The sequence below is a fragment of the uncultured Microbulbifer sp. genome (genome assembly GCF_947504145.1).
GTDB lineage: Bacteria > Pseudomonadota > Gammaproteobacteria > Pseudomonadales > Cellvibrionaceae > Microbulbifer.
In genome coordinates this window covers 359626-373616 of record NZ_CANNGQ010000003.1, presented here as the reverse complement: position 1 = coordinate 373616, position 13991 = coordinate 359626, and the positions used below count along the sequence as shown (strand labels likewise).

General features: G+C 58.7%; 11 protein-coding genes. 4 read left to right on the top strand and 7 right to left on the bottom strand.

What is annotated here, in order from left to right:
- The first annotated feature begins 67 nt into the window (after positions 1-67).
- The 3 genes from rplQ (at position 68) to Q1A74_RS12245 (ending at position 1602) form a co-directional block, all read left to right on the top strand.
- The gene (gene rplQ / locus Q1A74_RS12255) at positions 68-460 is read left to right on the top strand and encodes a 50S ribosomal protein L17 (protein WP_299596259.1); all 393 of its coding nucleotides are present in this window, start codon (positions 68-70) and stop codon (positions 458-460) included.
- Between the two features lie 110 nt (positions 461-570).
- Positions 571-834 (top strand): DUF1315 family protein, encoded by a 264-nt coding sequence (locus Q1A74_RS12250; protein WP_299596256.1) that lies wholly within the window; start codon positions 571-573, stop codon positions 832-834.
- 141 nt (positions 835-975) lie between these two features.
- Positions 976-1602 carry a hypothetical protein gene (locus tag Q1A74_RS12245; RefSeq protein ID WP_299596253.1) on the top strand — a complete coding sequence of 209 codons (627 nt, stop codon included), beginning with the start codon at positions 976-978 and terminating at the stop codon, positions 1600-1602.
- 42 nt (positions 1603-1644) lie between these two features.
- On the opposite strand, the gene Q1A74_RS12240 is transcribed toward Q1A74_RS12245, so the two are convergent.
- The 7 genes from Q1A74_RS12240 to uvrA form a co-directional block, all read right to left on the bottom strand.
- Entirely contained in the window at positions 1645-3087 is a 1443-nt protein-coding gene (locus Q1A74_RS12240; protein ID WP_299596251.1) for a pectin acetylesterase-family hydrolase, read from the bottom strand.
- Positions 3088-3484: 397 nt separating this feature from the next.
- Positions 3485-5518 (bottom strand): glycoside hydrolase family 19 protein, encoded by a 2034-nt coding sequence (locus Q1A74_RS12235; RefSeq protein WP_299596248.1) that lies wholly within the window; start codon positions 5516-5518, stop codon positions 3485-3487.
- A gap of 183 nt (positions 5519-5701) precedes the next feature.
- Positions 5702-6634, bottom strand: a complete 933-nt coding sequence (locus tag Q1A74_RS12230; RefSeq protein WP_299596245.1) for a biotin-dependent carboxyltransferase family protein — start codon at positions 6632-6634, stop codon at positions 5702-5704.
- Positions 6631-7455 (bottom strand): 5-oxoprolinase subunit PxpB, encoded by an 825-nt coding sequence (pxpB, locus tag Q1A74_RS12225; protein WP_299596242.1) that lies wholly within the window; start codon positions 7453-7455, stop codon positions 6631-6633. The genes Q1A74_RS12230 and pxpB overlap by 4 nt, the downstream gene beginning before the upstream one ends.
- Positions 7449-8210: a 5-oxoprolinase subunit PxpA gene (gene pxpA / locus Q1A74_RS12220; protein WP_299596239.1), complete on the bottom strand. Its 762-nt coding sequence runs from the start codon at positions 8208-8210 to the stop codon at positions 7449-7451. Before pxpA ends, pxpB begins: the two co-directional genes overlap by 7 nt.
- Positions 8211-8234: 24 nt before the next feature.
- Positions 8235-9461 carry an Nramp family divalent metal transporter gene (locus Q1A74_RS12215; protein WP_299596236.1) on the bottom strand — a complete coding sequence of 409 codons (1227 nt, stop codon included), beginning with the start codon at positions 9459-9461 and terminating at the stop codon, positions 8235-8237.
- Positions 9462-9504: 43 nt separating this feature from the next.
- Entirely contained in the window at positions 9505-12330 is a 2826-nt protein-coding gene (uvrA, locus tag Q1A74_RS12210) for an excinuclease ABC subunit UvrA (protein ID WP_299596233.1), read from the bottom strand.
- A gap of 167 nt (positions 12331-12497) precedes the next feature.
- On the opposite strand from uvrA, the gene Q1A74_RS12205 reads away from it, so the two are divergent.
- Positions 12498-13901, top strand: coding sequence for a mannose-1-phosphate guanylyltransferase/mannose-6-phosphate isomerase (locus tag Q1A74_RS12205; RefSeq protein WP_367275392.1), 1404 nt, complete (start codon positions 12498-12500; stop codon positions 13899-13901).
- The last annotated feature ends 90 nt before the right edge of the window (positions 13902-13991 follow it).

The following is a 13991-nucleotide window of genomic DNA, read 5'->3' as shown; positions in this document are numbered from 1 at the left end:
GCCATCCGCAAGCACCGCTCCCAGACGACTTGCTGAGAAAGCAATCGAAGTCGTGAGGAATTGAGTTATGCGTCATCGTTATAGTGGCCGTAAATTCAGTCGTACCAGCTCTCACCGCAAGGCCATGTTCAAAAACATGACTGCCTCTCTGGTAGAGCACGAACTGATCAAAACCACACTGCCGAAAGCCAAGGAGCTGCGTCGCGTTGCCGAGCCGCTGATCACCCTGGCCAAGAAAGACAGTGTTGCCAACCGCCGTCTGGCTTTCGCCCGTATCCGTGACAAGGATGCTGTGCGCAAGTTGTTCGACGAACTGGGTCCCCGTTATGAAGCCCGTCCGGGCGGATACATCCGCATTCTGAAATGCGGTTTCCGTGCAGGCGACAAGGCTCCTATGGCCTACGTTGAGCTGGTGGATCGTCCGGTTGCGGACGAGTCTGCAGAAGCAGCAGAAGCCTGAAGCAATTCGCTTCATGTTTTCGGAGCCTCTGATTGAGGCTTCGGGCAATGGAAAGCCGGTCATTGACCGGCTTTTCTTGTTTCAGTCTCCGCGAATTGAAGGAACTGGTGATGTTTCAATCCCTGGACGATTTGCTCAAGATCCTGAATCCCCAAATTGTTGGTAGTCTCAAGCGTGCCATCGAGCTGGGCAAGTGGCCTAACGGGGTCACGCTCACTGAACAGCAAAAATCTTTGTGCGGCGAAGCCATCGCGCACTGGGAGCAGCGTCATGCCGCGCCCGAGTCTCGCGCGGGCTATGTGCCACCCAAAGCAACCCCTTGCGGTGAAAAGCACGAACACGAAGACCAGGCGCTGACCTGGGTCGAAAGCTGAGCTGACAGTTTGTCGTATTTACTCCACTGACTCTCCAGCCGCAAATTCTGGCGGCTGCTGCATTTTTCCTTCCCTGCTTACCCTCGGCTTTACCGCCCGTATCGATACACTGCTCTCTCGAATAATAATTTGAGAGACGTTATGGGATACAAATCTCTATTGGTTTCCCTGGCTTTTCTAGTGGTGGCGCTGACTGCAGTGGTGCAGCTCGCCGGTCTGGGGGGCACACCTGAGGCGTTGGAATCGCCAGCCGAGGTCTCGGCTCTGGCCTCAGGGCCGGTGGTTAGCGCTCAAACCAAAGTGGAGCCGGCTGGCGCTCTTGATGAACTTTTATCGCATCCGAATGTGATCCGCTATCTTGAGCGGGAAGCACGCAAGGAAAGGCTCCAGGATTATTTTTCCAACCTGACTGGCGATAGCTCGGGTGAGGCCTGGCAACTGATTGATGAGATCGAGCGTGATGGCGGCATGATGGCCTATGAGGCACTTGCGTTGAAGCTCGCCTGGCTCGAGAAGAATAGCAGCGATAGGGCGGACTTCGATAACGCGTCAGCAGAATTGCTGGAACGTTACCGGGAGCGCGCTCAGCAGGCCAGCGACGCCTATGATCCCCATCGCGATGTTCCGGGGTTTGCGCAATACAAAGATATGGAGAAACGTATAGTTCTCGAAGTGCAGGAGATGGACAGCTTCCCGGATGGTATGAGTCGGCAGGAGTATCTTCGAAGACGCCTACAGCAAGCCAGGGAAGTGGCTTACCGTCGGTAGCGGTTACCCTCGCGCGCGAGGGTAACCATCGTCAGGCATGAACTATAAAAGCCCACCAATCAAATCGTAGAACCAATTCTGGTTGTTCTCGAAATCAGAAACCTGATCAGACTCGTAGGCTCGCAGCGGCGGCCCGCCGCGATAGTTCACGACGTTTTTCAGGAAGTCTTCCAATACCAGTCCGTGTTCGGCAATCTCGCCATATTCCAGGTCGAGAACCGTGGTGCAGTGGCTCTCATTGAAATCCCGGAACATCGGAAAGTAATAACTCCAGTTGTGGGTCTGCTCCAGCAGTGGGATCAGGTTACTGTGGGTATCGTACTGCCATTTCTCACGCAGCTTCGCCAGGCGCGATTCTGCGTCCGGATCATTGTAAATGTCCGGGTGAAATCGCTCGTATGAATAGGAAGAGAAATTGCCGTCAGCGAGAAAATGGGTAATTCCCAACCGGTCGCCGGGAAACTTCGCCGAAAGGCCTCCGTAAAGGCTGGCCAGTTCGTTGCGGTCAAAACCCGGTGTGATGTTGGCGAGCATATTGATCGGGTTGGTGGATCCAGTATCGCCAGGGTCAAAGTTGGTCCATGAGTTCAACACTTCGTTGTGCAACGGTGTTGAAGGGTAAGCGTCGGCGTCATTGCTATCCAGGGGGGCCTTGTAAAGGGGCCCGGAATCGTCAATGAGGTAGCCGTAATCCACCGCCATATCCTGGCGCAGTTTTGAGTAGTTTAACAGCGCACCAATACTGCCGGCGCTGCAGCCCGCGGCCACCATCTGGCGGGGCTTTTGAAGGTTGTTTTTAACCCAGGAAACCACAGCCTGAACATTGCGAAGTCCGTTGTGGTGAAAGACCAGATCCGGGTTTTCCCCGGCGGGGTCCTGATAAATTTCTGTTTTATCCCCGATGTAGATATCGCCGGTACAGTAGGGTACGTACACCAGGTTCCACTCCCCGGTTTTAAACTGGTTGTACGGGTGGTGGGTGTAGATCAGGGGTGATACTGCGGCAGTGGCGAGGTTGGCGGAATTGCTGAAGTCCAGCAGATTGATGTTCTGAACGTAGTTGTCCGGGATCCCGTCAGGATTCCGCGCGCCGCGTATGCCGGCTTGTCCGGAGCAGCTTTGGTAGTCCCAGCAGGCGCCGCCACCTTCAAAATAAAACAGTGTGTTTTTGGTGTCAGGCACTCGATAGACAAAAAATTTATACGGCGAGCCATTGCCGCAGATAGCGCCACTACTGATTGGCACGTCGATTTTTTGCCAGTTGTCGTAGTCGCCGGGGTCAAACCCGTCATCAAAGGTGGGGTCCTTTTGGTTCAGCGGGTACATGCCTTGAGTCTGTGCGGCAGTTACCGGACTGTTTGCGGAAGGGGGTGAAATGAGATTGCCGAGTGTGGTCCAGAAGCCGTGATCGCCCGGCTCGGCGTGTGCGCTGCCTGCGGCAGTGAGAATCATCGCTAGAAAATAAAAATGGACACTTCTTATCATTGGTGATTTCCCTGTATCCAGAGTTGGAAAAAGCAGGGCGGCGCCATTGCCGTACAACAGGGATGGAAGAAACTGCGCTGCAGTCCAAACCGGCAAAAAAACTGCGGGCGCGCGCCCGTCGTTCTTACAAATGCACGAAAAAGGGTAATTGTTACGGTAGTGCCGGTCTACGAATTTTGGTGGGAAAACCCGCTGGTCAACCGTGGCGTACCAGTCAGGCGGAAATTTATTTTTTATGGCGTAGTTTTTCTCGGGTGCTGGCGTGTTGTTTCACTACTCTTGCGCTTTCTCCGTCCGAAATGTTTACTGAGGTCGAGGGCAATCTCGGAAATCCGACGCCCGAAATAAAAAAGGCCGGAAGATCCCGGCCTTTTTTGTGGGTAATGGTTTGGCGAAATTATTGTGTGTGGTCTACATGTACGTCGAAGAAGTGCTCCACGCAGTGCACATAATCTCCGCCGATAAATGCCGAGAAGCGGGTCTGGTAGCCCACCAGCTTACACGCGTAGCTTTCGCCATTCGGGTACTGGGGATCCCAACTCCAGTCCTGCTCCCAGTAAATCTCCATGGCGCCGGCACCACCGACTGCGAATCGATCCATGCTTGCACACCCGAGCACTTCACTCGCCGGAATTTCAACCGACAGGTGGTTGGCAAAGTGGCGGTAGTAGTCGATCCGGTTTTGTGACTGCGCGTGCTCGTTGCTGCCACCGCATTCGATTCCGCCGTTTATAACCATGGTGGTGACGCCGAACCCAGGTACCAGCCCACTACTCAGGTCGTGACTATTGGGCTGCCATGTGCCGTCGATCACATGCAGCATGCTGGGTTTTGGCGGCTGCGGGTAGACGAAGAAGAACACGGCGCTGGCGAGATTGAGCCAGGTATCGGCAACAAGATTGGGCTGTTCCAGCAGGACATTTACATCACCGAACATGGCCGCAGAGAAAGGGCCGTAGTTGTAGTTGTAACTGAGCTGCTTGGCGCCACGACCGAAATAACTTTTGTAGCTGCCATCGGCAAAGGTGGCACAGGGCCATTGCTGCGCCTGCCACGTAGACGGGGCGCAAATGCCGTAGCCATTGGGTGTGTTCTCGTTCCATCCCTGTTCGCGGATAAAGTAAAGCCCCTGCCGCCACTCGGGTTCGGCCCAGTGGGATGTATGACCACCGGTTTCCTGGGTGAAGTGGGCAAACATAGTGGCCAGAGATTTTCTGCAAATATCTTCTGCATTGCGGCCGTCGCTGTAGTCTCCACAAAACGCGGGGAACTTCGCCACCGCGCGCAGAAAATTTGTATAGGAATACTCTGCAGCGCGCACGGGAAACAGGAAGTCCCAGTCTGCGCTGGCTACGATGAATTCAACCCGCTGTACGTTGGGCGGATTTGCAATTCGGCCGGGCGCTACCGCTTCCACCTGAGAATTTTCCAGGGTGACGATGGATGCTTTCACCTGAGAAAACAGTGGGCTGGAGGTGAGCTCGGTTTCCCGTGCTTCCAGTGTGCTTCGGGCAATCGGGTAGCCGCTTTGATCGCATTGCTGTGCGATGGTTACTGTCGCGGTGGAGGATTGTTCGCCGTTGCTGATTTCCAGTTCAAAGGTGTAGGACGCATTCACTCCGGTATCCGGAAAGTCTACCTGGGTGGTAGTGCTGTTGGGGGAGAGAAGTACCGCAGCCGGCCCGTTGCGCTGTCGCCAGGTAAGCACGTAGCCCGTTTCTTCCGGGATGGTGGAGCTTTCTGCACTCAATGTGATACTGCCAGGGCAGGCTGCGGTGCCGGGGGCGCTGATTACTGCGGTGGGCTCTGGTGGAGAGACCTGACCTGCCCGCTGCAGTATTTGAACGGTGGTGTAATCGGTATGCTCCCCGTCGGATACGCTCAGGCGAAATTCGTAAAGGGTGTCTGTGGTCACTGCGGGAAGGTCCACCTGGGTGCTGCTGGCGTCCGCCGTGTGAATTGATGCAGTGGGGGTTACCGGAGCAACTTGTGCCCAGGCAAATTGCATCGGGTCACCGTCCGGATCTGTGGACAGGCTGCCATCCAGCGCGATACTGCCAGCACCGAAAATTTCCGGTGGGTTGGCAGTGGCGTCGGCGACCGGGGCGGTATTGCCTGTGCCGGAGGTGCAGGCGTCGGGGCTTTCCAGAACCCAGGGGTTGTCCCAGCTATTGGCCGCCGTATACGCGGATGCGGGTGAGTCATTCGGGCCAGCCCACCACTGGGCTCTGAACAGGTCCTGCTGGTAGCAGACCCGACTGCCGCCCGCGTAGCTCTGTCCGGCCTCGTAGGCGTCTGCGGGCATGGCCGCATGTGCTGGCATGGCGAGCAGGGCGAGGGCCGGTAAGAAGCCGTACCGGACCCTTCTGTGGGGTAATACGGATGAGCCGGTCGTTGTTCTGGCCGTATCTGGCCGGGTGATGATAGGCATGTCTTCTCCTGACGTTATTTTTATAGGTGTGCCGATACCAACAACTGGTGACAGCGTTGTCATTGGCGTTGCAGAAGTTAGCCGAAGTGCCCGGGAGCTGGAAGGGGAGGCGGCGCCAATTGGCGCGGGGAAGCTGCGGGATGACGAATAGGCAGCGGAGCTACTGTGATGGTGCGCAGGGTTTCACAGCTTGTGGGGGAGTCTCTCGAGCAGCAGAGACTTGTCGTGCAGGATCCGATGTGCGGTGTCCCGGTCGACCGTCTCAAAGTCGAGCCTGGCCCCGGCGTTCAACTGCCCCAGGCGGTGCAGGTCCGCACTGATCACATGGGCGATGCGCGGATAGCCGCCAATGGTCTGCCCCTCCACGAAACTGATAACAGGCTGGCCGTTGGGGGGGACCTGTATCGTGCCCGGGCACAGCGCAGAGGATATCTGTTGGGGAATGTTTTCAACGGGCAGTGGCTCCCCCACCAGGCGAATACCCATGCGGTTGCTCTGGGGGGAAATCGTGAAGCCGCCCCGGTAAAACTGCGCCCGTGCACCGGAGGAAAAATATTGTTCCTCCAGCCCGGGAATCACCCGCAGAAGCGGCCGCCCACGATAATCCAGGCGGTACTGCGATGGCAGTGTGCGATTGGCTTCCAGGCGGCAATGATCCAGATGAATGCTATCTCCCGCCTGAAGCGCCCGCCCGTGTAACCCGCCAAAGCCGGCGACAACATGAGTGGACAGGCTGCCGAGGCTTGCTGGCAGAGCCATTTTTCCAGCGAGCGCAATATAGGCGCGGGCACCAGACCGAAGCGCGCCGAAATGGAGCTGATCTCCGCCGCGTATCTGCAGCACTTCATCATTCGCAACGGACTTGCCGTTAAGTGTCAGGTCAAAATGTGCACCGGTGACGGCGAGTGAAAGGCTTTCGGTAAACGCGATTTCCGGGCCGGTCAGGGCGACTTCAATACAGGGGTGCGCCGGTGGGTTGCCGAGAAGCAGGTTGCCCAGTGCCATGGCGAGCGTATCTGCAGCCCCCCCGCGGGATAGTCCCCAGCGCAGGTTGCCCGGCCGTCCGCCATCCTGGATTGTAGTCTGTAGGCCCGGTTTGATGATGTGCAGGGTCACCGCCGGACCTCCGGCGCCGCAAACTCCGTAAGGGGTATGGTATCCGGCGCAGAAAATGGATCCGTTTGCGTAAACTGCTCCGGGCTGATGGCGACAAACTGAATCCGGTCCAGGGGGTGGGCGATAAATGGAGGGTCCTGGTCCGGACGAAATAAAGCCAGCGGGGTGCGGCCGATAATCTGCCAGCCGCCGGGTGTGGCCTGGGGGTAAATTCCAGTCTGGCCGCCGCCGATACCCACAGAGCCGGCCGCTATTTTGAGCTCTGGGCGGGCTTTCCGTGGGCAGTGCAATTGCTCATCGAGGCCGCCCAGATAGAGAAAGCCCGGGGTAAAACCGAGCATATGCACCAGGTACCGGGGCGCGGTATGACGGGCAATAATCTCTGCAGCGGTGAGCCCGGTGTGGCTGCACAGCGTTTGTATATCCGGTGCGAACTGTTCGTCATAGCACACAGGAATTCGGATCAAGGTGCGTTTGTATTCGGGGGGCTCGTTATCAGTGTTCTCTTCATCTGTGTTCTTTTTATTTGTGCGTAAAGTCTGTGCCAGTATTTTTTGCGTGAGTGTTGCCAGGCTGCTCTCCAGCTTGGGCAAATCTGCGCTCCCGGACCCGGAGTGCGAAAGCTGTAGGGGATCGAAGCACACAGTCAGGCACTGGTAAGCGGGCACCAGCTCGGTGACGGCCGGGAAGGACTCGGCTTCAATAGCCTCGGAGAGGGCGATGATGGCTTCGCTCAGCTGCTCACCCGGCGCCGCGGAGAAGCGGATATCCAGTGCGGCGTCACCATTCGGCGAGAGTTCAAAACGCCTTTCTCTCAGCATGTGCGAATTCCCGCCCGCAGCAATGCCTGTTGTAACTGCTGCGCAATACTTTCAGCGTGCGGGTTGTCACCGTGCAGGCAGAGGGTGTCGACGGAAAACTGCAGCGGCTCGCCATTAATGGATAGAAATGGCTCACCCCTGGCGAGTGCGAGAACCTGTTTGCGGCACTGCTCGAAGTCGTGGATCACCGCACCGGGCAAGTTGCGCGGTGAGAGCTGGTGATCGTTGAGGTAGCGGCGGTCCATAAAGCCCTCCCGCAAAACCGGGTGCCGGTATTTGAAGGCGGCACGCTCCAGCGCCGCATTGGCCAGCGCAAGAATTTCCAGCTCGGGAAATTCCCGCGCGATCATTTGCACAAGGGCTTCGGCGAGACCCTCGTCTGATTCGGCATCATTGTAGAGTGCACCGTGCAGTTTGATATGGGAGAGGGCGACCTGTTCCTCGGCGGCCAGTTTTTGCAGTGCGTGTATCTGATCACGCAGGGAGGCAAGCAGATCCTGCCGCGACATTGCCAGCGAAGTGCGGCCGAAATTTTCTGGGTCCGGGTAACCCGGGTGGGCGCCGGCGGCGATGCCGTTTTTGCGTGCATTCTGCAGCGACAGGGCCATGGTGCGCGCGTTGCCCGCGTGGCCGCCACAGGCAATATTGCAGCGTGAAATAAATTGCATCAGGCGCGCATCGCGGGCGCAATCGGCGTCGTCACTGCCTTCACCCAGGTCACAATTTATATCAATCGAAGTCACGATAGACGTCATGTCCTTGTTCGTTAAATCCGCGATTCACAGCCAGTCAAAGGCGGCGGCCAGGCTGCGTCCGCCCAGCGCGATGGCCGTGGCGAGCACCAGCAATCCCAGCAGGTTTTGCCACCCGTTGTTGCGATAGCGCCCCAGCTTGTGGCTGTTCATCGCCCACAGCAGGAACATGGTAATAATGGGGAGCAGCAGACCATTGGCAATCTGCGCAAACCAGATCAGGCGGATCGGGCGAATATCCTGAGTGGCGAGCAGGGCGCCGATAACAATAATGCTGAGCCAGATGGTGCGAAACTGCAATGTACCCAAGTCCGCGGGCTTGCCCAGTACGCCGCTCAATGCATAGGCCGATGCCAATGGTGCCGTCAGGGAGGACGAGATGCCGGCAGCAAACAGGCCCACACCCATGCAGTAAACCGCGGCTTTGCCAAACAGGGGTTGCAGTGCCTGAGCCATGTCTCCGGCGCTGCCGATACTTAATTGGTGGCTGAAAAACGCGGCGGCACTGGTGGAAACAATGGCGATGGAGATCAGCCCGCCCACCGGGATGGAAATAAAAATATCCCGCCGCGCCGCCGGCAAATCGTCCGGTGAGTGCCATTTCTTGCTCGCGCTGGAACTGTGTAAGAACAGGTTGTAGGGCACTACGGTCGTGCCTATCAATGCGATTACCGTGAGCGCCGCACCGGTCGGTAGTGTGGGCGTGAATAGTCCGCTGACGAGCGCGGATAAATCCGGGCGGGTGAGGGCGAAGGTCAGTAGAAATGCAACGCTCATCAGTGCGACCAGCACAATAAGCGTGCGCTCGATCAAGCGATAATTTCCGCTCCATAGCAGCGCTGCTGCGATGGCAGCGACGACCATGGGCCAGAGTGATCCTTTCCCGGTGGCGAGTTCGGTGTTGGTCAGCAGTTTGAGGCCGAGGCTGGCGCCTGCCAGGTTGCCCCCCTCGTAGGCCGCGTTGCCGACAACAATGGCACCAATCACCAGTGCCAGGGCCGGCCAGCGCAGCAGGGGGTGGCTGAGCGACTGGCGAATATTCTCCCCCAGTCCCTGCCCGCTCACCACGCCGAGTCGCGCGGCCATTTCCTGCAGGATGATGCTCGCAAGAATCGCAAACAGCAGTGCCCACAACAGCGCGTAGCCGTATTGGGCACCGGCCAGACTGGCGGTGATGACTGTACCCGGACCGATGAATGCCGCGGCGACCATCGTCGCCGGGCCGATACTGAGGGAAGGCATTATTTTTTTCATTGGGTTCCCTGGGTTTTTTGCGCTCTACAGGACTGTTGAAAAATCAGCGCTTGAGCATGGGCTTGAGGAATCGCCCGGTGTGCGAACCTTTTACCTTCGCCACCTGTTCCGGTGTGCCTGTGGCAATAATCTCGCCGCCGCCGGAGCCGCCCTCCGGGCCGAGATCTACAATCCAGTCCGCGGTTTTGATCACGTCCAGGTTGTGCTCGATTACCACAATGGTATTCCCGTGGTCGCGCAGGCGGTGCAGTACATCCAGCAACAACTGGATATCGGCGAAGTGCAGGCCAGTGGTGGGCTCATCGAGAATATACAGGGTCTGGCCGGTATCGCGCTTGGACAGCTCGCGGGAAAGCTTTACCCGCTGCGCCTCACCACCGGACAGAGTGGTGGCCGCCTGACCGAGTTTGATATACGACAGCCCCACATCCATCAGCGTCTGCAGTTTCTTGGCGATGGAGGGCACCGGGTCGAAAAACTCCCGCGCGTCTTCCACGGTCATTTCCAGCACCTCGTGAATATTTTTGCCCTTGTAGTGCACCTCGAGGGTTTCGCGGTTGTAGCGTTTGCCCTTGCAGGTGTCACAGGGCACGTACACGTCCGGCAGGAAGTGCATCTCCACCTTGATCACCCCATCCCCCTGGCAGGCCTCGCAGCGGCCGCCTTTTACGTTGAAGCTGAAACGCCCGGGCTTGTAGCCCCGGGAGCGCGCTTCCTGGGTACCGGAGAAGAGTTCGCGAATCGGGGTAAAGATGCCGGTGTAGGTGGCGGGGTTGGAGCGCGGGGTGCGGCCGATGGGGCTCTGGTCGATGTCCACGCACTTGTCGAAATAATCCAGCCCCTCAATGGCCTTGTGCGGTGCTGCTTTCAGTGTGGTGGCTTTGTTCAGTGCGGTGGCCGCCAGCGGATGCAGGGTGGCGTTGATCAGGGTGGACTTGCCGGAGCCGGAAACACCCGTGACACAGGTAAACAGTCCTACCGGAATTTCCAGGTCGACACCTTTCAGGTTATTACCGGTGGCACCCTCGATCCGAAGTACTTCTCCGGGGGCGGGAATCCGCTGATCCGGAATCTTGATCTCCTTGACGCCGGACAGGTACTGGCCGGTGAGTGAGCGGTCGCAAGCGGCGATTTCTTCATGGGTGCCGGCCACCACCACCTCGCCACCGTGCACGCCAGCACCGGGGCCGATATCCACAATAAAGTCTGCCGCGCGGATTGCGTCCTCGTCGTGTTCCACCACGATCACCGTGTTGCCGATATCCCGCAGGTGGGTGAGGGTATTCAGCAGGCGCTCGTTATCCCGCTGGTGCAGACCGATAGAGGGTTCGTCGAGAATGTACATAACCCCCACAAGTCCGGCGCCAATCTGGCTGGCGAGACGGATGCGCTGGGCCTCACCGCCGGACAGGGTCTCGGCGCTGCGGTTCAGGGTCAGGTAGTTCAGGCCCACGTCCACCAGGAAGCGGAAGCGATCGCGCAGCTCCTTCAGGATTTTGTCCGCGATCTCTTTCTGTGCGCCCTTGAATTTCAGCTGGTGGGCGAAGTATTCAAACGCATCGCCTACCGGCAGTTCGGTGATCTGGGAGAGTGTCTGGTTGTCCACAAACACGTTGCGCGCTTCCCGGCGCAGACGGGTACCACTGCAGTCCGGACATTTCTGGGTGCTCAGGTATTTTGCCAGCTCTTCGCGTACGGACTGGGACTCGGTGTCCCGGTAGCGGCGCTGGAAATTGGGGATGATGCCCTCGAAGGTATGGCGGCGGATGGTGACATCGCCGCGGTCGTTCACATAGCTGAAGTCGATGGAGGTGTCGCCACTGCCGTGCAGGATTACTTCCCGGTCGCGCTTGCGCAGCTTCTTCCACGGCTTGTCCAGGTCAAAGTCGTAGTGCTCCGCCAGCGAGTCCAGCATGTGGTAGTAGTAGATGTTGCGGCGGTCCCAGCCGCGGATGGCGCCCTCGGAGATGCTGCTCTCGGCATCCAGAATCACCTTGTCCTCATCGAAGAACTGCTTCACGCCCAGGCCATCACAGGCGGGGCAGGCACCGGCGGGGTTGTTGAATGAGAACAGCCGCGGTTCCAGCTCGTCCAGTGAGTAATCACATACCGGGCAGGCGTGGCGGGCGGAGAACAGGTGATCCTCCTTTTTGCCGTCCATATAGCTGATGGCGGCGATGCCGTCGGTGAGGTTCAGTGCGGTCTCGAAGGATTCTGCGAGGCGCAGCTGCAGGTCGTCGCGGACCTTGAAGCGGTCCACCACCACCTCGACGGTATGCTTCTTGCGTTTATCCAGTTTGGGAGTGTCGTCCAGGTCGCACACGGTGCCGTCGATGCGCGCGCGGACGAAGCCGTCGCGGCGCAACTGTTCGAATACATGTACATGCTCGCCTTTGCGGTCACGGATCACCGGCGCCAGCAGCATGATCTTGCTGCCCTCCGGCAGTGCCAGCACCTGGTCCACCATCTGGCTTACGGTCTGGGCCTGCAGTGGCTCGTGGTGGTCCGGACAACGGGGCTCGCCCACGCGGGCAAACAGCAGCCGCAGGTAGTCGTAGATCTCGGTGATGGTGCCCACAGTGGAGCGGGGGTTGTGGGAGGTGGACTTCTGCTCGATGGAGATGGCCGGTGACAGGCCCTCCACGGTGTCGACGTCCGGTTTCTCCATCATCGACAGGAACTGCCGTGCGTAGGTGGACAGCGATTCCACATAGCGGCGCTGCCCCTCGGCGTAGAGGGTGTCGAACGCGAGTGAGGACTTACCAGAGCCCGACAGGCCGGTAATCACGATCAGCTTGTCGCGGGGAATATCCAGATCGATATTCTTGAGGTTGTGGGTGCGCGCACCTCTGACGTAAATCGTGTCCACTGGGCGTCCTGTTGTGTTGCTGGCCTGGCCCTGAACTGGACCGGGCGGGGGAAAACAGTCAAGTATAATCTGGCGCGCCAGTGTGCGAAAATGCTGGGCGCCCTTTTACAGGGAATAATCTCGAATGAATACCCCTGAATGAATAACCTAGTGTGGATACGGAAATCATGATCCCTGTCATTCTCTGCGGTGGCACCGGCTCGCGCCTGTGGCCGCTGTCCCGCGAAGCATACCCCAAGCAGTTTCTGCCCCTTGCTGGCAACCAGACCATGCTGCAGGCCACCGCCCTGCGGCTCGACGGCTTGGCGGGCGTACAGGCACCGATACTTGTGTGTAACGAGAACCACCGCTTTGCTGCAGCAGAGCAGCTGCAGGAGGTGGAACGCGCGGCCCAGGCCATCCTGCTGGAGCCCTGCGCGCGCAATACCGCCCCGGCCATCGCCCTCGCGGCTCTGGCGGCTGTTGAGCAGGGCGGTGATCCGCTGTTGCTGGTGCTACCGGCAGACCATGTGGTCGCCGACGCCGAGGGCTTCCGCAAGGCGGTGACGGCCGCGACTGCGCTGGCGGAGAGCGGTCATCTGGTGACCTTCGGTATCGTGCCCACCAGTCCGGAGACCGGTTACGGCTATATCCGCAGCGGTGACGCCGTGGCCGAAGGCTGGAAAGTGGCCGAGTTTGTGGAAAAGCCGGATCTGGTGACTGCAGAAGCCTATTTGGCCAGTGGCGAGTACAACTGGAACAGCGGCATGTTCCTGTTCCGCGCATCGCGCTACCTGGAAGAGCTGGCGCAGCACTCCCCGGATATGCTGGAAGCCTGCCGCACGGCCTTTGCCGGCGCCGCGCGGGATCTCGACTTTACCCGTATCGATGCCGAAGCCTTCAGCCGCTGCCCGTCGGATTCCGTGGATTACGCGGTGATGGAAAAGACGGAATCCGCAGCCGTGGTGCCCATGCAGGCTGGCTGGAGCGATGTGGGCTCCTGGTCCGCACTGTGGGAGCTGGCCGAGCGCGACGAGAACGACAACCTGCTGCGCGGTGACGTCATGGCCGAAGGCTCCTCGGGCTGCCTGGTACACGGCGGCGACCGCCTTGTAGGTATTCTCGGTGTGCAGGATCTGGTGGTGGTGGATACCGACGATGCATTGATGGTGGCCGACAAGAGCCGGGTGCAGGAGGTGAAAACCCTGGTACAGCGCCTCAAGCAGAGCGATCGCAGCGAAGCGGAAAATCACCGCAAGGTGTTTCGCCCCTGGGGTTACTACGACTCCATCGACGCGGGGCCCCGCTTTCAGGTCAAGCGCATCGTGGTCAAACCTGGCTGTCAGCTTTCCCTACAGATGCACCACCACCGCGCCGAGCACTGGATTGTGGTACGCGGTACCGCCAAAGTGACCCGCGGTGACGATCAGATCCTGCTCACGGAAAATGAATCCACCTTCATCCCACTGGGGGTTGTCCACCGCCTGGAAAACCCCGGCACCATCCCGCTCGAATTGATCGAGGTGCAGTCTGGCAGTTACCTGGGCGAAGACGACATCGTGCGTATCGAGGATCAGTACGGCCGCAATTGAAACCCTGGTTTCGATAGAATTGCACTATCTTGCTGTTAGGTGACGGGGGATCAACCTCCGTTGCCTGCGCTGTTACAATGCGGCCGTTTT